Below are 22345 nucleotides of genomic sequence, written 5' to 3'. Positions count from 1 at the left end.
TGATTTACAACCGCGCCCGAAGGGCTCGGTTCCGCACGCTGTCGCGCTCGAACTGGCTGGCGACCGGGAAATAGCTCTCCAGGAAGCCGGAGACAACTCGGTTCTGCTCCGTCTCGTCGAGGTTCCCGTGGTGGGTGTCGTTCAGACAGAACGCGTCGTAGCCGCGGGTAACGAGGATCTGCGTCAACTGCGGGTGCTGGCTCGGATCGCCAGTGTTCACATAGCCGACCCGGATGTGTCCCTGTACGGAGCGCCCGGTCAGGTAACCGTAGTAATGGTGCAGCGAGGAGGCGATCGAGACGTCGGTGAAGTCGCGTAGCCTGTTCGCCGCAGTCTGGTTGACCTCCTCGGCGAATGCCTCATCGAGGTCGTACGCCACACTGCGACGCATTGGGTGCGGCACATGCAGTAGTCCGTGCGTGAGCGTACGCCCGAATGCCTCCTGGATTAGCCGCCGGTTGTTTTTCGCCGCGCTGAAGTTGAAGTCATCCTCCGCGCTGACGTCGACCATTGGAATGGGGGTCGGGGAAAGGAAGAAGTGCGCTAGACCGTTGCTCTTGAAGAACGTAGTCGGCTGGACCGACCGCCCCAGGAAGACATCATCGTTGAAGTAGAGGAAATGCTCAGACAGCCCATCGATCTGGTGCAGTTGCGATTCGATGGCGTGCGAGTTGAAGGTCGGTAGCGCACCCCGAGAACCGAACACGTCTCGATGGTCGACAACGGTTACTTGCGGATGGTCGGTGTCCAACCATGCCGGAGTCTGCCCAGCGGTGACCAGATAGATGTTTCGCACCCAGGGTGCGTACATGTCGATAGAGCGCAGCGAATAACGCAACTCAGAACGGTCCCGGAAACGAGCGATGCTCTCCGCAGCGTCGATCAGCGTCCGCCCCGAAGCCGCCAGGGTGCTGTTCTTACTCGCCAACCACGCCGGATCAGCGCCATCGACCCATGTGTAGACGACATCGATGGGGAAGTCCACGTCGGAGACGAGTCGGCGGGTGAACGGTTCGATCGTGGGGTGTCGCCGGTCGCGGATTGTGACTGTTGCCGGGACCATCGCCGCGACCGGCACGGTGTCACCCAGCAGTGTGCGACGGGTAGCGGTGAGCGAGTCGCCGTCCTCTGTGGGGCTCCAGAATTCGACATCGCAGCCGACGGCGGGGCCGTAACGCAGAGTGCGGGAGGTCGAAACGATCGGCTGGAACATGCGTAGACCGGCCGCATCTACCGCCCGTGCCTCCGTGGACAGGCACGCTGCCAGCGTCACCGATGTCACTTTAGCGCCGGCGGCCAGAGTCTCGGCGTAGCAGGGAACGGTGGCGAAGGCGGTGGCGAAGGCTTCCAGAGCCACGTCACGCTGGTCGAAAGGAACGACAACCCGGTACCGGACGCCCGGGTCGCGGGCGAGCCAGTACGTAATGCTGCGCTGCTCCAACGCGTCGACCACGGCAGCGAAATTGACGTACGCGACATCGGCGGGTGTCAGGTCGTCGCGGACGACGCTAAGCCTGCCGCCGCTGCGGACCAACCCGGGCACCGCTTCGTTGATTTGCTGCTCCAGCGACTCCAAGTCTGGACCGGTCGTGACATGGCCGGGTCGGGGAGCGACGGGTGCGAAACCAGACCCACCGGCTCGCGCCAGCCAGGTCGCGAGCCGGTCAGCGCGGGTCTGCTCGTTGCTTGCGTGTTCGGCGACTAGCTCAGCGAAGAGGTTCTCCCACCGCTGCATGATCGGCTCGATGCGGTAGCGCTCGGAGGCGACGAGGGCATTCGCCCCGAAACTGCGGCGCAACTCGTCGTCGGCGACGAGTCGAGTCAGCGCCTGCGCGAGCTGATCCTCATCGCCGGCACTGACCAGTAGGCCATCAACACCGTGGGTGATGATCTCCGCCGGACCGGTCTGAATGTCGTAGCTAACCGCTGGGACACCTGCTGCGAACGCCTCAAGCAGCACCAGCGGCAGCGCCTCGCCGTCTCTTGACGAGAGCAGCGCGACGCTCGCCTTCGCCCACTCCTCAGTCATCCGGTCGGTCGCACCAACGAGCTGAACATTGTTGTGTAGACCGAGGTCGGCGGCGAGCCGGCGCATTTCCGGCAGCAACGGGCCGTCACCGTAGACCCTCAGCGTCCAATCTGGGTGGGCGGCGGCGACCTTGCCAAAGGCGCGAATTGCGTGGTCGATCCGCTTCTCCGGCACCATGCGTCCGGCGATGGCCACCACAGGGTTGCGTAGGTCGGAGCGAGGTCGGAAGCCGTCGGGAATACTGTTAGGGATGACCTCTAGCCGGGGGGCGGAGGCGCCGAAGGTGTCGACGAACCAGTCCTTTGTCCGGTCAGTGAGGACGACCAGGGCATCAAGCCGTGGGGTGAACTCGAACAGAGGTCGTCCGGTTCCGCCGCGCAGCTGCGATGGCCGGTGCTCCTGGTGCACGGTCACCACTCCAGGAGGCGCCAACGTGGTCGCCAGGGACATCAGCGCGGGTGACGAGGAGACCAGGACATCGGTGTCGAGGGTTCGGAGTGCCCGTTCGACCTCTAGGTCGGCCAGCCGGTTGAACTGCTTCTCCCAATGCGGCGAGATTAGCCGGCTGGTGCCGCGTACCAGGGCGTCGTAGGTGGCGTCGTCGACCGGCGTCGATCGGTGTGGCCGGGCGGTCGGTCCGGTGAGGTCGACCAGGTAGCGCATACGCACTCGCTCGTCGATGGCGAAGAAGCTCGTCCCGCTGGTGCGGAGGACGCTGATCACCTCGACATCGTGCCGCCGCGCCAGGTAGTCGGCCTGAGTCAGGATGGCCCGTTCAGTTCCACCTAGCTCATCGGCCGTGGTCAGAAGGAATGTGATCTTCATGTTGGTGTCCCCGTGAAGTGCAGGCAGGCCACGGCCAGGTTGCCGGCCTTGGTGTAGTAGGGCCGGTATCCCACAAAGCGTCGGTCGTCGACCGTCACGGTGGTCCGGCTGACCCGTAAGACGGTCCGCGGGTCACGTAGGTCATGCAGGTAGCGGCCTAGGCGGATCATGCGAGCGGGTGCGGTGCGTACCCAGGCGTCCCAGATCACCTCGGTGCCGGGCGCTCCAACGGACAACTCGGCCAACGGGACCGAGAACTCGAACCGCCCGCCGGTCGGGTCGATCGGTACCGTTAGGTCTGGTCCGCCACCGCGCGGTGTGAACACGATTACCGGATCTTGCAGGGATCCCACACCGACCAGCCGCGCGTGAATCCGTGCTTCGGTCGGCCCGGTTTCCAGTCTGATGACTTCGGCTCGGGACTTCGCAGCCATCACGGTGAGTTGTGCCAGACCTTGGTTGCCACAGCCGGGTTCGTATCGCCAGCCGGAGACCGGATGTGGCGGATTCGATACCGTTGGCCCGTCGTGATCTGTCAGCTCCGTGGTCTGCAACGCAAACTTTCGTTCACCGGCTGCCTCCAACACCGCGAGCGCAAGCGACCAGATGCCCTTGCTCAGCGAAATCTCGTCAGGGGCAGCTCCGAACGTGACCCTGACCGTCACCGAGACCCTGTCGCCGACCGCTCCGACGGACGCTGGGCACGACACCACTCGCTGCCCCTGCATAAGCTGCAAAGTCACCCGCTTGACGTGCACAGTGGAGGCGGGTAGCAGGGCGTGTAGATGCATAGTTCGTCCATCGAGCACTGCGAAGTAGTCGCAGGTGGCTCGGGCGAGTTCGGAGACGGGCTCCCGGCGCAAACGGGCGGTTCGCTGGGCGAACCGATCCGCCACCACGCCTGCCCGTCGGCGAGCGCCATACACCACCTGAAGGAGCCGTAGCGGGGGACGGGAAGACCTCCGCCGATCATTCGGGCTCATCGAACCGGCTCGCGACCGTTGACACTGGCAGTTGCCTGGCTGTTCCCGGAGCTCGGACGGGTCTGGCCGATCGCGCGCTCCAGCGGCAGGCTCGCCGCAGCGAGCGCAGTCGCGGTGTGGCGGGCTCGCTCCACCTCTAGGTGGGCAGGCAGCTCGAATGGCGTACGGAACGGGAAGTACGCCGAGAGGAACTCGCTGAGCATGGCGTGTTGTTGGGAAAGTGAGACCTCGGCCGAGTCGGTGTCGTTCAGGCAGAAGGCGTCACGATCACGACGGGTGAGCAGCCTCGCCAGCTGAATCGGCGCGGAGGGATGACCCAGATCGGCGTAGGAGTAGGCGATCGATCCAGGTGCCGCCTTCCCCGACAGGTACGACCAGTAGTGCTGCAACGACGAGGGGATGGACAGGTCAGCCGGGTGCCGGAACTGGTGTTCGGCCGTCGCGAGCACCTCGTCGGTGAGCTCCCGCTCGATGTCTTCCAAGACGCTCTTGCGGAGCGGGTAGGGCACGTGGCGCATCTTCTGCGTGATCGTGCGTCCAAAACGTTCCTGGATGTGTCGGCGGTTGTTCTTGCCAGCTGCGGTCACTGGTGCGTCATAGATCGTCGCTGGTCCGACATCGAGCTGGGCTGGAGACGGGAAGAACTTCGCGAGGCCGTTGGCGTGGAAGAACTTGGTCGGCAGGAGCGGGCGACCGAAGAACATGTCGTCGTTGATGTAGATGAAGTGCTCGCTGAGGCCAGTGATTCGGTGCAATCGCGACTCGATGGCGTGAGAGTTGAAGCTCGGGAGCCGGCCGGTGTCCTCAAATATGTCTCGGTGGGGTACTACCTTGATCATGGGATGTGCGACATCCAACCAGGGCGGCACCTGGTCATCCGTCACAAGGTAGATCATTCGGATCCAGGGCAGGAAGGCCACAAGCGAGCGGAGCGAGTAGCGGAGTTCGTCCCGGCTGACATAGCGGGAGGCGTTCGCGGCAACATCGCTGATCTCAGAGCCGGGCTGCTGCTCACGTAGCGCCAGATTCTTTCGCTGCATCCAGTCGGCATCGTTGCCGTCCACCCAGGTGTAGACGGCGTCTATTGGGAAAGTTATGTGCTCATAGCCCAGGCCCGCGAACTCCGCCCGACTCCGGTACCGACCAGGCTCGCCGCGTTCTGGAGCGAGTCGGGTCAGGCGTGAGGTGGGCACGGCGACGGTTTGACCCTGGGCCGGCAGGGAACTGGCGACCTGGTTGCCACGCGGTGCGACGACCTCTGTGATTGGTCGGTCGGTCGGTGTTGTCACCTGCCAGAATTCGACCTCGCAGGCGAATTCGCTACCGAGGACGGTGACGCTGTCAGGATCTGACACGGAGCTGAACACTTGCACGACTGCGGCACGCTGCTTGGCGCTTGCGCGCTTTCCCTCACCGTTGGTCAGGCGTACCGTGACCTGCGGCTGTTGGGCGAGTTGTTGGAGCGCCCGGAGCGCCTCGCCCTTGCGGGCCAGTGGGACGGCGACCGCACTTTGCAGGTCGTTCTTGTGGCGAACGCAAAAGTAGTCGATGCCCGCCCCGTCGAGCGCGTTTGTCACCAGATCGAGGTTGCGTTGCCACATGGCGAGCGGGGTCGCCTGCTCAGCCACCTCTGCGACCACCCAGCTACCGCGATCGCGGACCCGGTGTACCCGTCCGACAGGGGTGTGGGCCCGAGGTGGTGCCAGTCTGGTCAACCGCCGGACGAGCCACAGCTGCCGCTGCGGTGGAAGGAGTTGGACGAGCCGGACACGATAGCGCCGAGGCAGGGCCCGGTAGATACGCAGTGCGATCATCACCGGTCCGCTTCTTGCAGGGCCGAGCCGTGCTGATCGTGTTGCCGGAAAGGTTCAGCAGACAAGCCGAGATCCCAACATTTATCACTCCGGTGGCGCCGGAGACTCCCCGATTAGTTCGTCGATCGCGGAGCTGTGTCAGGCTCGGCATGCCGTGGCCGGACGCGCCGGCGCGCGACGTGTGGCAATGTATCAGCCTGGAGATCGTGAGGATACTTGCCGTTCGTCCAGGCGTTGCCGACTGTTCAGCCTATCGGTGATCTTCAACCAATCGAGCGCGGCGGCAGTGGCCGCGTCCTGCGTGCAATGGCTGGAGCGCGGCTGACAGACGCCGGTGGCCGGCCGCGCCATTGCTGGCTGCGGCCGGCCACCCGGCGTGCTGATGGATCAGTAGTCGTAGTCGGAGTCCGAGTCGTTCGACTCGGTCTTCGACGGCGGGGCTACCGCCTTCGGGGTGCCCTTGGGCAGGCACTCCAGATTCTTGCTGCCGTCCGGGTTGACCACGAACCAGGTGCCGCCGACGCCCTGGCCCTTCCAGGCGCCCGGCTTCTTGTCACCGATGTAGGTGTAGAGCGGCCAACCGTCGAGGGTGATCTGGCGGGTGCCGTCCTCCCGGGTGATGGTGCCGACGGCATCGTCGGAGACACCCTTCAGGTCCGGGGCACCGTCGGTGAGTGCCGGCGGCCACACCTCGGCGCACTGGCCGTCGCAGTTGGACGACGGCGGGTCGTTGGTGTCGCGGTCAAAGCGGTACAGGATGAATCCGTCCTGGTTGACCACGGCGCTACCCATCCGGGGGAACTTCTTGCCGGTCAGGCTGTCGGTCAGTTCGACACCCTCGGGCAGGGGAGCGTCGGTCTCGGCCTCCGCGCCCGGTGACGCCGACGCGCCCGGCTCGGCGCTGGCCTCGGGGTCGGCGGTCACGGTGGGCTCGGCCGCGGCGACGGCGACCGGCTCGGCCGCGCCCGCGTCCGCCCCGCCGTAACCCGCGGGAGCGCAGGCCGTAAGTGCGAACATGGCGCCCACGGCGATGACGGTCCGCTTCATCTGTGCCACGTGCCCTCCTCATACTTGACAAGTTCACCGGGAAATACGGGGCGGGCGCTGTCAAGGTTGAATCCGAAAGCGTGGGCAAGTTCACAAGAATCAGTTGAACCGTCTGGGCTCTCTGTCCGTGTGAGTCCGTATCCCCAGGTCGGTGGCGTGCCAGCCCGGTCAACCCGAGGATGACGAAGGCCCGCCTCGACCGAGGCGGGCCTTCATCGATGCGGATCAGGCCGTGGGGACGGTCACCAGAGTGTCGGTGGCTCCCCGCGAGTCGATCTCCTGCACCTCGAAGTGCTTGATGTCGTCCAGCTTCGTCGACGTGGCCGCCGACAGCGCCAGCAACTGCGGGTTGGCGTTGGTGCCGTACCCACCGTCCGGCACCGACCAGGTGGAGACGACCTCGGTGGAGCCGTCCTCGCGGACCACCACCAGGCGGCAGGTGCGCGGCCCGGGCAGCTTGCTCAGGCTGAAGTCCATCTTCGTGCCGAAGTCCTTCGAGATCAGCCAGAACGTCGCGCCGACGCCGGTGGTCGGGTCGGTGACGTCGACCTGCGCACCCTCCTGCTCGTTGCCACCCACGTTCGGGCCGCTCGGGTTGCCGGGGCGGTTGCTCGGCGGGTCGAACGGTGCCGTGGTCGGCCCGGCGAACGGCGGTGCGGTGCTGCTGTCGGTGAGATTGCTGAACACGACGCCGGTCAGCCCACCGAAGACCACCACGGCCGCCGCGGTCGCCAGGACCTGCCGGAACCTGGCCCGCCGACGGTGCGTACGCAGCGCCACCAACGTCCGGTCCAGCAGGACCGGGTCCGAGTGCGTCTGCTCCAGCGCCGTGATCGACTCCTCGTCGATGTCGGAGAGCATCCCGACCACCGGCACCATCGTTTCCAACTCGCCGGCACAGGCCCAGCAGGTCGCGAGGTGTTCCTCGAACCGCTCCATGTCCTGTTCGTCAAGCACGCCGAGCGCGTACGCGGCGACGTCCATGTGGTCAACCCGGCTCATTCCGTCACCCCCCTCTCCTGCAGAGCTGTGCGCAGCGCGCGCAGCGCGTAGTAGACCCGCGACTTCGCGGTGCCCAGTGGCAGTCCGAGTTCCTCGGCCGCCTCCGGCACCGTCCGGCCCCGGAAGTACGTCGCCACCAGGATCTCCCGGTGCGACTGACTCAACGTTCGCAGCGCGTCCGCCACAGTCATCGACCGCAGCACCCGGTCGGTGCTGTCGGCCTCGGCGAACGCGGTCAGGTCCCGGTCGTACGTCTCGGCCGGCCGGGCCTGCTCGCTGCGGTGCTCGTCGATGGCGATCCGGCGCGCCACCGTCACCAGCCACGGCCGTAGCGACCCCTGTCCCTGCGTGCCCAGCCGATGAGCGTTGCGCCAGGCCCGCAGCAGCGTCTCCTGGACGATGTCCTCGGCCCGTTGCCGGTCACCGCCGGTCAACCGCATCACGAACATCAGCAGCGGTCCGGCGTGTTCCGCGTAGAGCGTGCGGACCAACTGATCGGAGTGGGCGGCTTCGGTGGTGGAAGCCTGGTGGCGGCCAGGGGTGGGTCGCGGCGTCACCGGGCTATTCTGGCGAGACGCCGCGCGAGAGTCGACCCCACGGGTGGACGTGGTTGGCCGCGACTGGGACCGGGCGGACATCCAGTCCACCCGCACCCGGTCGCCCTGCCAACCGACCGCCAGTGCGTGCATGCAGACCTCCGACGTCCATGGACAGAAAGCCGTCCCCCCACGGGCATGGCTGCTGACTGGTACGGACGGCGGCACCGAACGGATCAACGCCGGACGGAAAAAATCCCCGGCGGAGGTGGCGTCGAGTCGATGGCGTCGGCGTCGTGCACCACTGCGGCGCCACCGGTGAAGCGGTCGAGTTCCGCCTCGGCCAGCACCCGGCCCGGAAACCAGTCACCTGCGGCACGGCGGGCCAGCGCGGCCACCGGCGGATCCTGGCGGCCGGCGACGAGCACCAGGTTGCCGTAGCGTCGGCCGCGCAGCACGGCGGCGTCGGCGACCAGGCAGGCCCGGGGCAGCACCGTCCGCACGGTGGCCACCTGGCCGCGAGCGTGGCGCAGCGGCGGACCGTCGGCGACGTTCGCCAGGTACCAGCCCGCCGGGTGCAGCACCCGGGCAGCCTCGGCGGCGTACTCGACGGAGGTGAGCCGGGCCGGTGTCCGGGAACCCGCGAACACGTCGGCGACCACCAGGTCGTAGCTGGCGTCGCGGCTCGTGGCGAGCACCGCCCGAGCGTCACCCACCCGCACCTTCAGGCGCGGATCGGCCCGCCACGGCAACGTGCGTCGAACCAGATCGACGAGCGCCCCGTCCACCTCGACCACCCGCTGCGTCGAGCCCGGGCGGGTGGCGGCGACGTACCGGGGCAGGGTCAGCGCCCCGCCGCCCAGATGCAGCACCCGCAGCGGGGCACCCTCGGGTGCCACCAGGTCGATGGCGGCGGCCAGCCGGCGGACGTACTCGAACTCCAGATGCGTCGGGTCGGCCAGGTCCACATGCGACTGCGGTGCGCCGTCGAGCAGCAACGTCCACGAGCCGGACCGGTCCGGATCCGGCACCACCTCGGCGAGCCCCGTGTCGACAGGCTCGCTGATCCGGTCGGTGTCGCGCCGCCGGCCCATCAGCGGCCGGCCCGGGCGGCGGCGTTGCGGGCGGCGACGGTGAGCGCGCGATGCAGCAGTCGCGCGTCACCCAGCCGGGAACGCAGCAGCCGCTCCAGCCCGGCGATCGGGACCAGGTTCTGCGGGGCCCGGGGATCCTTGTACGGGCTGGAGGCGAACCGGGGGAGGGTGACGAGCGACAGGTCGGCCAGCCGTACCGCCTCGGCGATCTCCAGGTCGGCGGAGCACTCCAGCCGGACGATCCCCGCCCACGGCGCGCCCGCCGCCACCGGCAGCCGCAGATACCACGACCAGCCGCCCCATGCGGTGCCGAGCCGGAACACCGGCGAGCGGTGACCCGGCGGCAGGCCGGTCACCACCGCGGTGAGTCGGGCGTCGAGGTACTGGCTGTGCTGGGTCTTGATGTAGCCGAGCGTGCGGGGCAGCTGCCGCCGGTTCCGCAACGGCCCGTCCACCACCAGCAGGTCGTCGTCGGTACGCGCGGCGGCCGACACCTGCACCTCCAGGGCGGTGAGCGGACCCTGCACCGCCGCCGGCAGCTTGGCCAGCTCACCGGTGCCGCTGACCCGGTGCACCGGGTAGCGGACATTGCCGGCCACCACGTCGGTGGCCGACGGGCTGGCGGTGAACAGGCCGCGCTCCACCGTGGCGCCGGCCAGTTGCGCGGCACCGCGATCCAGGTCGCACCGCACCACTCCGGCGGCGTACGAGGCGGCCAGCCCGGGAAACGAGCCGCCGTCCTCCTCGGCCGTCCAGATGCTGGCGTCGATCCGGCGTACTCCGTCGACGAGCAGCACCACGTCGGGCGCGCGCACGCCCGGGCGGGGCCCGATGGCTCGCCAGTCCACCACCGGCAGTTCGTGCTCCGCCTCGACCTGCGCGCTGCTGGGCGCGGCCGGGCCGGCCGGCGCGGCCTCGAACGACGCCCCGTAGCCCGGATCCCAGGCGTCGACGAAGAACCGGTTCACGTCGGCATCACCGGCCCCGTTCCGCTCACCGGCCGGTCCGTTCCACCCGGGCCGAGCGGGCATCCTTGCGCACCTCGAAGCGGACCGGGATGCGCTCGGCCAGCGCCGGCACGTGGGTGACCACGCCGACCATCCGGTCGCCCCGGGCGGCCAGATTTTCCAGCGTGGCGGCGACGGTGTCGAGGGTGGCCGCGTCGAGGGTGCCGAACCCCTCGTCCAGCACTATCGACTCCAGGCTGGCCGCGGTGGTGGACATGCCGGCCAACTGCTCCGACAGGGCCAGCGCCAACGCCAGGGACGCCTGGAACGTCTCACCGCCGGAGAGCGTCCGCACCCCCCGACGCAGCCCGGCGTCGTGGTGGTCGACCACGAAGAACTCGCCCTTGTCGTGGACCAGGTCGTACTGGCCGCCGGAGAGTTCCCGCAGGATCCCCGACGCGCCGTCGACAAGCAGATCCAGCGCCTCGGCCAGCAACCACCGTTCGAAGTTGTTGGCCCGCAGGTGCCCGGCCAACGCCCGCGCCACCTGCGCCTCGCGTTCGTGCCCTGCCCGCTGCTCCCGCAGCGCCCCGGCCTGCTCGCGCCGCTCGGTCAGCCGCCGCCTGTCGGCCTCGGCCCGCTCCACCGCCACTGTCGCGGCGCGGACCGGGTCGTCCGGCGCGGGCAGCCCGGCGTCGGCGAAGATGCCGGCGATGCGGTTCGCCGCCGCGCCGGCCGCCGTCTCGGCCTCGGCCACTGCGGTGGCCAGCCCGGCCCGCTCCGACCGGCGGCGCCGCGCCTGATCCTGTGCCCACTCGGCCAACGTGGCCCAGGCAGCGGCCACATCGTCGCGGTCGGTGGCCGGCGGCCCGAACCGGGCCACCGCGTCTCGGGCACCGTCGAATCGTCGCCACGCCGCCCGGAGCCGGTCCTGCGCCGCCTCCACCGCTGCCCGGGCCTGCCGGGCGGTGTCCCGGCCGGCGCGGACCGCCGTGGTCGCCTCGTCCAGCCCCTGCCGCAGCCGGGCCAGCTCCGCCAGCCGCGCCCGCAGCGCCTCGGCGGTGGCCGCACCGGCGAGCTGGTCGTCCAGGTCGGCCAGGCGGGCCCGGAGCCCGTCATGTTCGGTACGGGCACGCACCAGCACCCGTTCCAGGTCCCGCGCGGCAGCGTCCCGCTCGGCGACGACCTTCCTCGCCGCCTCACTCGCGGCGCGGGCCGCCTTGCCGGCCGCCACCGCCCTGGACACCGCCGAGCCGGCGGGGATCGCTGGGACGCGGGCCACCGTCTGCTCGCAGACCGGGCAGGCGTCCCCGTCGGTCAGGTGGGCCCGCAACGCGGTCGCCTGGTCGGCGGTCTTCGCCTCCTCGTGCGCCTGGAACGCCGCCGCCAGCTCCGCCTCGGCGCGCTCGGCCGCCGCCTGCGCCCCGGTCAGTGCCCGGACCGCCGCGTCGTGCTCGACGCCGGCCGCCTCCATCCCGGCCCGCACCCGCTCCGCCTGGTCGGAGAGCTGCTCCCGGTCGGTGTAGGCCCGTAGCAGCATCCGCAGGGCGCTCTCGTCGCCGGCGGCGGTCAACTCGCCGCGCAGCTTCTCCTCGCGTTCCTCGGCGAGCGACACGGCAGCCGCCGCCGCGTCGGCCTCGGCCCGCGCCGCCGCCACCGCCCGGGCGATCTCGGCGACGCCGTCCGGCGCGCGAACCTCGTCCAACGCGGCCAGTTCGGCGTCGAGTGTGGCCAGCGCCGCGTTGGCTTCCCGCACCGTCGTGCGCGCCGCCTCCAGTTCAGGTACGGCGGCGGTCACCGCCCCGGCCAGCTCCCGCATCCGGTCGACCTGACCGGTGGCCTGCTCCAGTGCGGCGTCGTCGACGTCGGCCAGCCCGGCCAGGAGTTGGTCGACCGCCTCCAGCTTCGCCTCCGCCTGCCCGGCCCGGCTCGTGGCCCGCTGCTGCACCTGCTCGTACACGCCGAGACCGAGCAGGTTGACCAGGATCTGCTGCCGGGTGGCCGGGCGGGCGTGCAGGAAGTCGGCGAACTGGCCCTGCGGCAGCACCACGCAGCTGGTGAACTGTTCGTACGGCAGGCCGACCGCGGCCAGCACGGCGGCGTCCATCTCCGCCGGGGTGCCGGCCACCACCTCGCCCAGATCCTCCGGACTGAGCCCGGTGTCCAGCTTCGTGACGTCGAATCCGTCCGGCATCAGCTGCAACCCGGCACCGGCGGTCTTGACGTTGCCCCGGCTGTCCCGGCGCACCACCCGGGTGGCGACGTAGCGGGCCCCGCCGGACTCGAAGACCAGCCGGACCCGCGCCTCGGTCGCCGACGGAGCGAGCGCGTTGCCCAGCCCTCGGGTGCCGCCCCACCGGGGCACCGTGCCGTAGAGGGCGAAACAGATCGCGTCGAGCACCGTGGACTTGCCCGAACCTGTCGGCCCGACCAGGGCGAAGAAGTCGGCGTCGGTGAAGTCGATCGTGGTCTCGTCGCGGAAGACGGTGAAGCCCGCCAGGTCCAGCCGCATCGGCCGCATCAGTGGTCGACCTCCTCGATCAGCTCGTCGAAGAGTTCCCGGACCCCGTCGTCGGCATGCCCCCGGCTGTCCAGGTAGTCGGCGAACAACTGCCGGGGCGACCGACCGGACCGTTGGGCCACCCGGGTGCCGGTGCCCGGTGCCGGCACCAGCTCCGGATCGATCCGGATCTCCAAGGCCCGGGGAAGCAACTGCTGCACCTCCTCGCGCAGGCCGGCGCGGGGCTGCTCGCGTACGTACACCCGCAGCCAACCCTCGGGTGCGGTGATCTCGGCGAGCTGGGCGAGGGTGCCGCGTACGGTGCGCAACGCGGTCGCCGCGGTCACCGGTTCCTCGCGGATCCGCGCCGCCGTGGTCGCGGTGACCTCGACCAGGGTCACCGCCGGGACGTTCTCCTGCTCGCCGAAGTCGACAGCGAGGGGGGCGCCGCTGTAGCGGATCGGGCACGGCCCCTGCACCCGCTGGGCGCGGTGCAGGTGCCCGAGCGCCACGTAGTGCGCGGTGCCGGGGAAGACCGAGGCGGGGACCGCGTAACCCATGATGGTGTGCGCGTCCCGCTCCCCGCCGCCGGTGGCCGCGCCGACCACCGTGAGATGGGCGGTGACCAGGTGCACCCGGTCCGGCTCGTCGAAACCTTCGGTCAGCCGGCTGATGATGCGGCCCAGATGGTCGGCGTACGTCTGGGTGGTCTCGGCGGCGGTCAGCTCGTACATCTCCACCGCGCGTACCGCGTACCGCTGGGACAGGAACGGCAGCGCGGCCAGCCGCCAGCGCTCCCCGTCGGCGGTGGTGCCGTCGATGACGTGCTCGGCCGGATCCTCCCGTACGCCGCCGCGCAGGGTGATGCCGGCGGCCTCGGCCCACGGGCGCAGCGCGTCCAGGGCCGGACCGTTGTCGTGGTTGCCGCCGATCGCCACCACGTCCGCGCCGGTGCGGCGCAGCGCGGTCAACGCCCGGGTGACCAGGCGGGTCGCCTCCGGGGTCGGTGCCGCCGTGTCGTAGAGGTCACCGGCGATGATGACCAGGTCCGGCTGTTCCCGCCGGGCGATCTCGATGACCCCGGCCAGCACCTGCTTGTGCTCCTCGGCCCGCGACTGCCCCTTGAGGACCTTGCCCACGTGCCAGTCGGAGGTGTGCAGGATCTTCACTGGACTGGCCTCTCAGAAGGGAATGTCGTCGTCGGTGCCGCCACCGGACCCGACCACCGCGAACGGATCGGCGGACTGGGTGATCGAGCGCAGGGTCTGCGACGGCGCGGCCCCCGCCTCGGAGACCCGGGTGGCCCAGGCCGGGAACGGGAACTCCAGACAGAGCGGCACCGGGATGTCCGGCTGGTTGACGAACATCGTGCCTGGCTTGGCCAGCAGCGCGCGTTGCCGCTGGGCCGGTGGGAGGAAACCGTACTCCGGGCGGGACGCCTCGGCCGGGTCGAGCCGGCCCACCACCCGGATGGCCGAGTTGGTGACGATGCGTCGCTCCACCTCGCTGGCGGTCTGCTGCGCGCCGATCAGGATCACCCCGAGCGAGCGGCCCCGCTCGGCGATGTCGAGCAGCACCTCCTTGATGGGGGAGGAGCCCTCGCGCGGGGCGTACTTGTTCAACTCGTCGAGCACCACGAACAGCAGCGGCTTGGCGGTGCCGGACTTCTCCTTACGCTCGAACTCGCTCTTGAGCGTCACGCCGACCACGAAGCGCTGCGCCCGGTCCGGCAGGTTGTGCAGGTCGACGACTGTGACCTGGGCACTCTCGGAGGTGTTGATGCTGTGCGGGCGGCGGGTGGCCAGGTCGCCGCGGATCAGCCGGGACAGGTCCTTCTTGCTGCCGATCAGCCGGCGGGCGAAGGCGTTCACCGTGCCCAGACCGACCGCGCTGCCCGCCCAGTCGCCGCGGGTCTCGTCGTCGCTGAGCTGCTCGACGATGTGGTCGACAAGGTCGCCGTAGCTGCCCAGGCGGACCCCGTCGATGCTGACCCCACCGTCGGCGGGCTGGGCGTAGCGGGCCAGGTGGGCGGCGACGGAGTGGACCACCATCGTGTACTGCTGCCGTTCGTCGTCGGCGTCGGCGAAGACGTACGGCAGCAGGCGGTCGGCGCAGAACTCGGTGAGCGTCCAGTAGAAGCTGTCCACGCCGGTGAGCCGGCTGCTCACGTCCGGCGTGCCCGAGGAGTCACCGACCCGGGGCGGGGCGTAGACCCGTACGTCGGGGAAGGCGTCCGCGACCAGGCCGAGCCGGGCGTACGCGGCCCGGGTCGGGTCGTCGAGCCGGGCGTTCGGGTGGTCGAGGAAGAGCAGGTCCTCGCCCTTCACGTTGAAGATCAGCGCCTTGGCGTTCACCGCGTCGCCGCCGAGCTGGCCGCTGCGGAACACCGAGTAGAGAAGAAAGGTGGCGAAGCTGGTCTTGGTGGCGACCCCGGAGATGCCGGAGATCGACACGTGCGCGCCCCGGCTGCCGTCGAGGAAGTCGGCGTTCAGGTAGACAGGCACCCCGTCGCGGCCGGTGCCCATCGGGATCCGCCGTTCCATCCGGTCGAAGTGCAGGGCGCGGGCCCTGGCGTCGCCCTCTGCCCGGTGCACCACGGCACCCGGCTGCGGCGGCACGTAGAACTCCGGGTCGACCCGGGTGGTGGTGATCTCGGCGGCCTCCTGCACCATCGCCGGCAGCGTGCCGTCGGCGATGGCGAAGACGTCGGAGTCGAACTGCGCGCCCTCGTGCCGCGCCCGGACCTGGGTGACCACCCCGGCGATGGTCACCGGCTCCCGGTCGGGCAGCTCCCGCCGGGTGACCACCACGTCATCGAGCTGGAGATAGCTGCCCGGGGCGACCGCCGTCCAGAACTGCAGGGGAGTGGCGTCGGCGGTGCCCAGCACCCGGCCCACCCCCTCGCCTGGGCCGTCGAACCCCTGGTCGGTCATCGGGCAACTCCGCTCGGCTGGTCGTCGCGGTCGGCACACACGCCCTGCATCCTGCCGGAGGAGTACGACAGGCCGCCACGCGACGCGGCGCAGACCACGTAACGACACCGCGCCGAACGCGTACGGCGACCGCTTTCTGACCCGGCGTGCGGGTGGTGTGGAGTGGAACGGCGACGGCGCTCCGCCGATCCGGGGGATCCTGCGGTTAGCGAGAACGGGAGGGGCCGTGGAGGAGAAGCGCAGACTGACCCGGCTGCTCGTGCTGGCCACCGTCCCGGCGGTCGCGGAAGCGGCGCTCCTGGTCGGGGTGGGCCTCCAGTCCGCCCGACCGCTCGCGCCGCAGGTCACCGCCGTCTGGCCGTACGACTCGTACCACGATCTGCGGTGGCTGCTGGTCTACCACGACTCGTGGTCGACCTTCCTGGTCGGGCTCGTGGCGGTGGTGGCGTTGCGCGGGGTGCTCTCCGCCGGCCTGACCGCCCTGGCCTGGCCGGCCGAGGTGCCCCGACCGTCATGGCGCTGGCTGGTCCGGCGCAACGTGGAGGTCGCGGCGCTCGCCGCGGTGATCATCTCGCCGTGGGCGGCGCTGTCGGTGGCGTTCTCCGTGGTGGCGCTTTCCTGGTACCTGCTCGCCTCGCTGCTGCCGATGCTGCTCGTGGCGCCGTTCCTGCAACGCGCGGGCGTGGCGGAGCACTGGTGGCGCGGCCTGCCCTCGGCGGCGCTGCTCGGCTGGTCCTCGCTGAACTTCGTCGTGCTCACCCTCACCGCCGCACTGATCGCGGCGACCCCCGGCTGGGCGGACATCATCCTCGCCGGTCTCGCCGGAGCGGTGAACGGGCTGCTGTGGCGGCAGACCGTACGCGCGGCGACGCTGCCGGTCCGGATCCGGTGGGCGCGGGTGCCGGTGGCCCCGTTGATGATCGTCCTCGTGGTCTTCGGGTCGGTGGCGGCGCAGGGCGCGGTCGGCCTGGCGGTGGGCGGTCACCGGCAGTGGGACCCGCCAGTGGTCACCCAACGGCTGCCCGACCGGGTCCGACACTCGGTGATCGTCCTCGCCGGTCACGATTCGAGCTGGGACGGTACGCCGCCGGTCGACCCCCGGGTGGTGCGCTTCTCCTACCTCGGGCTCGATGAGCGGGGCCGGCCCCGGCCGTACGGGCCGCAGGCCACTCACCGCACGCTGGGCTCCAGCGCGGCGTTGCTGGCCGCCCAGATCGACGAGGTGCACCGCCGTACCCGTCAGAGGGTGGCGCTGGTCGGGCAGAGCGAGGGCGCGATGGTGATCCGGACGTACCTGGAGAAGTGGCCGCAGCCGTCGCCCGTCGACACCGCACTGCTGTTCAGTCCGCTGATCCGCCCGGGGCGGGCCTACTATCCACCACCCGGGCACTCCGGGTGGGGCGTGGCGGCCGGCTGGGAGCTGCGTCTGCTCTTCGGCGCGTCGAACCTCCTCCGCGAGATCGACAGCAACCCGGATGAACCGTTCGTCCGCTCGGTGCTGACCGAGGCGCCCTTCTACCGCAACCGCACCCTCTGCCCGGTGTCCGGCGTGCGGATGATCGCCTTCCTGCCGACGGTCAGCGCTGTCGAGGCGCCACCCGGTGAGTACGCGCAGATCCCCGTCTTCGAACAGCCCGCCTTCCACGGCGGGCTGCTCGGCCGGCAGTCCGTGCAGGACCGGCTTGTCGACTTCATCGCCGGTGACCCGGTGGACGAGCCGCGACGCGAGTACGACGTCCTGCAACGGATGGGCGCGGCCTGGCAGGCGCCCGAGCTGCTGCTGTCGCTGAACCCGATCTGGTCCACCAACCGGGAGGCAGATCCGGCCCGCACCGGCCGGATCTGCGAGGGCCGCTGAGTCACGGCCGGATGGCGGCCGGGTCCGGTCCGGGCTGCCGCGACCGGCCGTGGCGCACCAGCAGCCGGACGGCTGTCGCGTACAGCGCCACCGCGAGCAGCGCCCGGACCGGCAGGTACGGCAGGACGACGACGGCTGTGACGATCCCGGCGACGGCGCAACCGATGCCGACCAGCCGCCAGCGCCGCCGCCCGGTCAGCACCGCCAACCCGGCCAGCAGCGCGGCGCTGCCGACGGCCAGGTGCACCCAGGCCCACCCGGTGATGTCGAGGTGGTGACTGCCCTCCTCCGTGATGACCACGTAGGGGTCGGTCACCGTGTTGCCGTACGCCACGATCACGTCGACCAGACCGGCGCCGGCCAGCAGGCTGCCGGCCACCCATGGTCGTGCCGTCCGCGTACCCGCATCCGCCCGCATGTCACGCACCTCGTGTCGACGCGCCGGCGACCCGGATCACGACAGGATGGTCCAGCAGCGTTTCGGCGGCGGCTCCGGAGACCCCGTGGACCCGTAGCTCGACCACCTCGTACGCCACGTCCCCGCCCTCCGGCAGTCGCCGACACCGGTCCACGGTAATAAGCTGACCTGCGGTTTTGTGGCCTTTCGGGCAACTGGCGGCGACCGCCGAAGGGTCGTGGCGGCCGGCCGTTCAGTGCCGGTCGTGGCGGATCGGCCGTTCAGTGCCGGGTGTGGCGTAGCAGCAGAGTGCCGTCGTCGGCGAGCAGCACGTGGTGCAGCGGCAGGCGCCGGGCGGGACTCGGATGGCCGGCGGTGATCCGACCGGGTCCGGGCCCGGCGAGCAGGGGCGCGACCGAGAGGCACACCTCGTCGACCAGGTCGGCGGCGGTGAGGGCACCGAACAGCTGCGGACCGCCCTCGCAGAGCAGTTGACCGAGTCCGCGACGGCGCAGTTCGGCCAGCCCGGCGACCAGGTCGACCCGGTCGTCACCGTGGCGCACCAGGTCGGCCACGGCGGACAGGCCGGGGGGTGCCGCCGCGTTCCGGTGGGTGAGCACCACGGGGCGTACCGGTGCGTCGGCGAAGGCGGCCTGGGCCGGGTCGAGGTCCAGCGAGCCGGAGACCACGACCAGGGTCGGGTACTCGGTCAGCCCGTGCGCGCGTCGCCAGGCCCGACGACGCTCGTCGAGCCGGATCGCCCGGTAACCCTCGTGGCGCAGCGTGCCGGCGGCCACCAGCAGCGCGTCGCAGAGCATCCGGAGCAGACCGAAGACCCGCTTGTCGGGTGCGCCGGACAGCCCGGCCGAGTAGCCGTCGACGCTCACCGCGCCGTCGACACTTGTCACGAAGTTCATTCGTAGGTGCGGCCGGTCGGCACGGCCGTACCGGGCGATGAGCGTGTCGTCGTCCACCGGGCCGGCGGACGGATCCGGCCAGAGGACGGAAATCGGCGCTCCGTCGCTCATTCGCCGGCCGGACCGGTGACGGGAGGGGTGGGTCGGGGGGTACGGTGCTGGCAGTCGCACCAGTTCCGGCCCGGGCAGTCGTCGTGCCGCCGCGCCCGGCACGCTCGGCAGATCATGCTCGCAGCCTATGCCGAGGGAGGATGGGACACCCATGCCGCGTCAGATCTTCCAGCTCAGGATGTCCCTGTCCGGGGTTCGTCCGGCGATCTGGCGCCGGGTGCTGGTACCCGGCGGCTACACCCTGGATCGGCTGCACCGGGTGGTGCAGCACGCGATGGGCTGGCGTGACTGCCACCTGCACTCGTTCGAGATCGACGGGATTCAGTACGGCGAACCGGATCCCGACGGCGAGCTGGCGTTGCACGACGAACTGGACGTCCGGTTGGACGCGGTGGTCGGCAAGGGCAGCCGGTTCCACTACACGTACGACTTCGGTGACTGGTGGGAGCACGATCTGCTGGTGGAGGACGCCTTCACCGCCGAGGCGGACGAACGCTATCCGAGCTGCCTGGACGGGGAGCGGGCCTGCCCACCGGAGGACGTCGGCGGCCCGCAGGGTTACCTGGTGCTGCTCGCCGCGCTGGCCGAGCCGGATCATCCGGAGCATCGGACGATGCGGGAATGGGTGGGTGCCGGGTTCGATCCGGCGGCCTTCGACGCCGGTCGGGTCGACACTCTGCTGCGTCGCCTCTGCTGACTGTCGTACCCGGCCCGGAATTGCTTGCAAGCGCGCAATCTATCTGCGGTTTCCGATTGTTTGCCGGGTCAAACGAGCTGCGTGGTAACGATCTGGGATCGCTCCCACTGGACTATTGACACTCCCGACACCTGCCGGCAATCTCATGGGAGCGTTCCCAAGAGGCGTGGATCACATACCCGCGCTCCTGGGCGCCGACGCCGACTGACCGAGTCGGTGCCGGCAGGCGCTGCGGCACCCCCCACCACAGACATAGCAGCCTCACCATCGAAAGAGGGGTCAGGATGAGCCTCACCACGCGGCGTTCCCGCATGGCGGCAGCCACCCTGGCCGCGATCACCGCCATCGGCGGGCTCGCGGCCTGCGGCAATGACGACGACACGCCGGCCGAGGGCGAGAAGCCCGAGAAGCTGGTCGTCGACACCTTCGGCGAAATGGGTTACGACGAGCTCGTCAAGCAGTACGAGCAGCAGACCGGCATCAAGGTCGAGCTGCGCAAGACCGCCCAGCTCGGCGAGTACCGGCCGAAGCTGGTCCGTTACCTCGCCACCGGCAAGGGCGCGGCTGACGTGACCGCCCTGGAAGAGGGCATCCTCAACGAGTTCAAGGCCAACCCGCGCAACTGGGCTGACCTGACTCCGCTGGTGTCGTCCGAGATCGCCGACGACTACCTGCCCTGGAAGTGGGAGCTGGGCAAGGCGCCGGACGGTCGGCTGATCGGTCTGCCGACCGACGTCGGCAGCCTCGCCGTCTGCTACCGCAAGGATCTGTTCGAGGCGGCCGGCCTGCCCACCGAGCGGGACGCTGTCTCGGCTCTCTGGCCGGACTGGAACGGCTTCCACCAGACTGGCCAGAAGTACAAGCAGGCCAGCGGCAAGGCGTTCGTCGACTCGATCACCGCCGTCTCCAACGGCGTGCTGTTCCAGCAGGGCACCGACCTGTTCTACGACAAGGAAAACAACATCATCGCGGACTCCAGCCCCGCGGTGAAGGCCGCCTGGGACACCGCGACCTCGATGGTCGACATCTCCGCCAAGGCGTCCACCTGGTCGCCGGAGTGGTCCGGTGGCTTCAAGCAGGGCACCTTCGCGGCCACCTTCTGCCCGTCCTGGATGCTCGGCATCGTCGCGGACAACTCCGGTGAGGCCAACAAGGGCAAGTGGGACGTGGCGGCCGTGCCCGGTGGCGGCGGCAACTGGGGCGGCTCGTGGCTGTCCGTTCCGGAGCAGAGCAAGTACCCGGAGGAGGCGGCGAAGCTCGCCGAGTTCCTGACCAACGCCACCAGCCAGGTGGAGGCATTCAAGGCCAAGGGCCCGCTGCCCACCAACCTGGAGGCGCTGAAGAACGAGGCCTTCCTCAGCTACACCAACGAGTACTTCAGCAACGCGCCGACCGGCAAGATCTTCGGCGAGAGCGTCGCCAAGATCCAGCCGATCCACCTGGGCCCGAAGCACCAGGCGGTGAAGGAGAACGCGTTCGAGCCGGCGATGCGGGCGTTCGAGAACGGGCAGGCCAGCAAGGATGCGGCCTGGGAGCAGTTCACGAATGACGCGAAGACTCAGGGTGTCTTCTGAGTGATTCCCTTCCGGTGGCGTTCGGGACTACCCGGACGCCACCGGTCGGTCCCCACCGCGCAGCATCCTGCGCGAGGGCCCCCGGGCCTCGCTGGAAAAGGAAATTCGCATGAGCCTGTCGGCCACGACGGCACCGCCGTCGCCAGCAGCACCACCCCCCGACGCCCCCTCCCGACGCCGCCGGGGATACCTCTTCAACCGCCTGGATCTCAAGTACTCCCCGTACCTCTACATCGCGCCGTTCTTCCTGATCTTCGGGGCTTTCGGGTTGTACCCGATGCTGCGCACCGCCTGGATGTCGCTGCACGACTGGGACATGATCGGCGAGCACACCTTCATCGGGTTCGACAACTACACCGAGCTGATCAAGGACGACTACTTCTGGAACGCGCTGGTCAACACGTTCGGCATCTTCGCCCTGTCGACCATCCCGCAGTTGCTGATGGCGCTCTTCCTGGCGAACCTGCTCAACCAGACCCTGCTGCGCGCCAAGACCTTTTTCCGGATGGCCATCTTCGTGCCGAACGTGGTTTCGGTGGCCGCCGTCGCGATCGTCTTCGGCATGCTGTTCCAGCGCGACTTCGGCCTGTTCAACTGGCTGCTCAGCTTCGTCGGGGTGGACCAGATCGACTGGCGCGCGCAGGAGTGGAGTTCGTGGACCGCGATCGCCACGATGGTCAACTGGCGGTGGACCGGCTACAACACCCTGATCCTGCTCGCCGGCATGCAGGCCATCCCGAAGGACCTGTACGAGGCGGCCGCGATCGACGGGGCCAGCCCGTGGCGGCAGTTCTGGCAGATCACCCTGCCGATGCTCAAGCCCACCTTCATCTTCGTGGTCATCCTCTCCACGATCGGCGGCATGCAGCTCTTCACCGAGCCGCTGCTCTTCGGCAACGGCAGCATCATCGGCGGCAACCAGCGGGAGTTCCAGACGCTGGCCATGTACATGTACGAGAAGGGCATCTACAACCTGAGTACCGCAGGTTACGGAGCCGCGGTCGCCTGGGCGATCTTCATGATCATCGTCTTCGTGTCGCTGATCAACTTCGTACTCGTCCGCCGCGCGTCCAAGTGAGGA

Annotated in this window: 18 protein-coding genes; 4 read left to right on the top strand and 14 right to left on the bottom strand. The window is 69.6% G+C overall.

The genetic code is table 11. The features are described from left to right. Positions 1–4: 4 nt before the first annotated feature. The 11 genes from CLT74_RS14035 to CLT74_RS13985 form a co-directional block, all read right to left on the bottom strand. On the bottom strand, positions 5–2854 hold the full coding sequence (locus CLT74_RS14035; protein WP_099846942.1) for a stealth conserved region 3 domain-containing protein: 2850 nt from the start codon (positions 2852–2854) through the stop codon (positions 5–7). Then, positions 2851–3519 (bottom strand): hypothetical protein, encoded by a 669-nt coding sequence (locus CLT74_RS14030; RefSeq protein WP_143697162.1) that lies wholly within the window; start codon positions 3517–3519, stop codon positions 2851–2853. The genes CLT74_RS14035 and CLT74_RS14030 overlap by 4 nt, the downstream gene beginning before the upstream one ends. A 314-nt stretch (positions 3520–3833) precedes the next feature. After that, complete coding sequence (locus CLT74_RS14025) at positions 3834–5465, bottom strand: stealth family protein (RefSeq protein WP_099851975.1); 1632 nt, start codon at positions 5463–5465, stop codon at positions 3834–3836. A gap of 573 nt (positions 5466–6038) precedes the next feature. After that, positions 6039–6707, bottom strand: a complete 669-nt coding sequence (locus tag CLT74_RS14020; protein ID WP_099846940.1) for a hypothetical protein — start codon at positions 6705–6707, stop codon at positions 6039–6041. 216 nt (positions 6708–6923) lie between these two features. Beyond that, a complete protein-coding gene (locus CLT74_RS14015; RefSeq protein ID WP_099846939.1) occupies positions 6924–7700 on the bottom strand; it encodes a zf-HC2 domain-containing protein in 777 nt (258 codons plus the stop codon). After that, on the bottom strand, positions 7697–8389 hold the full coding sequence (locus tag CLT74_RS14010) for a sigma-70 family RNA polymerase sigma factor (protein ID WP_099846938.1): 693 nt from the start codon (positions 8387–8389) through the stop codon (positions 7697–7699). The genes CLT74_RS14015 and CLT74_RS14010 overlap by 4 nt, the downstream gene beginning before the upstream one ends. Before the next feature lie 83 nt (positions 8390–8472). Continuing rightward, positions 8473–9330 (bottom strand): fused MFS/spermidine synthase, encoded by an 858-nt coding sequence (locus tag CLT74_RS14005; protein WP_099846937.1) that lies wholly within the window; start codon positions 9328–9330, stop codon positions 8473–8475. Then, on the bottom strand, positions 9330–10298 hold the full coding sequence (locus CLT74_RS14000) for a hypothetical protein (RefSeq protein ID WP_099851972.1): 969 nt from the start codon (positions 10296–10298) through the stop codon (positions 9330–9332). The genes CLT74_RS14005 and CLT74_RS14000 overlap by 1 nt, the downstream gene beginning before the upstream one ends. A 25-nt stretch (positions 10299–10323) precedes the next feature. Next, positions 10324–12798, bottom strand: coding sequence for an AAA family ATPase (locus tag CLT74_RS13995; RefSeq protein ID WP_099846936.1), 2475 nt, complete (start codon positions 12796–12798; stop codon positions 10324–10326). After that, entirely contained in the window at positions 12798–13946 is a 1149-nt protein-coding gene (locus CLT74_RS13990; protein ID WP_099846935.1) for an exonuclease SbcCD subunit D, read from the bottom strand. The genes CLT74_RS13995 and CLT74_RS13990 overlap by 1 nt, the downstream gene beginning before the upstream one ends. A gap of 12 nt (positions 13947–13958) precedes the next feature. Further along, positions 13959–15710 carry an ATP-binding protein gene (locus CLT74_RS13985; RefSeq protein WP_099846934.1) on the bottom strand — a complete coding sequence of 584 codons (1752 nt, stop codon included), beginning with the start codon at positions 15708–15710 and terminating at the stop codon, positions 13959–13961. 226 nt (positions 15711–15936) lie between these two features. Between CLT74_RS13985 and CLT74_RS13980 the strand changes: the two genes are divergently transcribed. After that, positions 15937–17568: a hypothetical protein gene (locus tag CLT74_RS13980; protein ID WP_099846933.1), complete on the top strand. Its 1632-nt coding sequence runs from the start codon at positions 15937–15939 to the stop codon at positions 17566–17568. 1 nt (position 17569) lies between these two features. Here the strand turns inward: CLT74_RS13980 and CLT74_RS13975 are convergent, their stop codons facing one another. The 3 genes from CLT74_RS13975 to CLT74_RS13970 all read right to left on the bottom strand — a co-directional run bounded on the left by CLT74_RS13975 (position 17570) and on the right by CLT74_RS13970 (position 18993). After that, complete coding sequence (locus tag CLT74_RS13975) at positions 17570–17986, bottom strand: DUF7144 family membrane protein (RefSeq protein WP_099846932.1); 417 nt, start codon at positions 17984–17986, stop codon at positions 17570–17572. Between the two features lies 1 nt (position 17987). Continuing rightward, positions 17988–18140, bottom strand: a complete 153-nt coding sequence (locus CLT74_RS30480; RefSeq protein WP_158240267.1) for a hypothetical protein — start codon at positions 18138–18140, stop codon at positions 17988–17990. Between the two features lie 106 nt (positions 18141–18246). Then, a complete protein-coding gene (locus CLT74_RS13970) occupies positions 18247–18993 on the bottom strand; it encodes a pyrimidine reductase family protein (protein WP_099846931.1) in 747 nt (248 codons plus the stop codon). 151 nt (positions 18994–19144) lie between these two features. Here CLT74_RS13970 and CLT74_RS13965 point away from each other — a divergent pair, with 151 nt between their 5' ends. The 3 genes from CLT74_RS13965 to CLT74_RS13955 all read left to right on the top strand — a co-directional run bounded on the left by CLT74_RS13965 (position 19145) and on the right by CLT74_RS13955 (position 22342). After that, a complete protein-coding gene (locus CLT74_RS13965; protein ID WP_099846930.1) occupies positions 19145–19690 on the top strand; it encodes a plasmid pRiA4b ORF-3 family protein in 546 nt (181 codons plus the stop codon). A gap of 284 nt (positions 19691–19974) precedes the next feature. Further along, positions 19975–21264: an extracellular solute-binding protein gene (locus CLT74_RS13960; RefSeq protein ID WP_099846929.1), complete on the top strand. Its 1290-nt coding sequence runs from the start codon at positions 19975–19977 to the stop codon at positions 21262–21264. A 109-nt stretch (positions 21265–21373) separates the two neighbouring features. Next, positions 21374–22342 (top strand): carbohydrate ABC transporter permease, encoded by a 969-nt coding sequence (locus CLT74_RS13955; RefSeq protein WP_099846928.1) that lies wholly within the window; start codon positions 21374–21376, stop codon positions 22340–22342. The last annotated feature ends 3 nt before the right edge of the window (positions 22343–22345 follow it).

The organism is Verrucosispora sp. CNZ293, from assembly GCF_002754655.1.
This window is presented reverse-complemented; position numbering and strand designations above follow the sequence as displayed.

Coding starts and splice junctions, on each gene's coding strand:
- CLT74_RS14035 (WP_099846942.1), bottom strand. CDS start 2,854: ATGAAGATCACATTCCTTCTGACCACGGCCGATGAGCTAGGTGGAACT.
- CLT74_RS14015 (WP_099846939.1), bottom strand. CDS start 7,700: ATGAGCCGGGTTGACCACATGGACGTCGCCGCGTACGCGCTCGGCGTG.
- CLT74_RS14010 (WP_099846938.1), bottom strand. CDS start 8,389: ATGCACGCACTGGCGGTCGGTTGGCAGGGCGACCGGGTGCGGGTGGAC.
- CLT74_RS14005 (WP_099846937.1), bottom strand. CDS start 9,330: ATGGGCCGGCGGCGCGACACCGACCGGATCAGCGAGCCTGTCGACACG.
- CLT74_RS13995 (WP_099846936.1), bottom strand. CDS start 12,798: ATGCGGCCGATGCGGCTGGACCTGGCGGGCTTCACCGTCTTCCGCGAC.
- CLT74_RS13985 (WP_099846934.1), bottom strand. CDS start 15,710: ATGACCGACCAGGGGTTCGACGGCCCAGGCGAGGGGGTGGGCCGGGTG.
- CLT74_RS13975 (WP_099846932.1), bottom strand. CDS start 17,986: ATGCGGGCGGATGCGGGTACGCGGACGGCACGACCATGGGTGGCCGGC.
- CLT74_RS13970 (WP_099846931.1), bottom strand. CDS start 18,993: ATGAGCGACGGAGCGCCGATTTCCGTCCTCTGGCCGGATCCGTCCGCC.
- CLT74_RS13965 (WP_099846930.1), top strand. CDS start 19,145: ATGCCGCGTCAGATCTTCCAGCTCAGGATGTCCCTGTCCGGGGTTCGT.
- CLT74_RS13960 (WP_099846929.1), top strand. CDS start 19,975: ATGAGCCTCACCACGCGGCGTTCCCGCATGGCGGCAGCCACCCTGGCC.
- CLT74_RS13955 (WP_099846928.1), top strand. CDS start 21,374: ATGAGCCTGTCGGCCACGACGGCACCGCCGTCGCCAGCAGCACCACCC.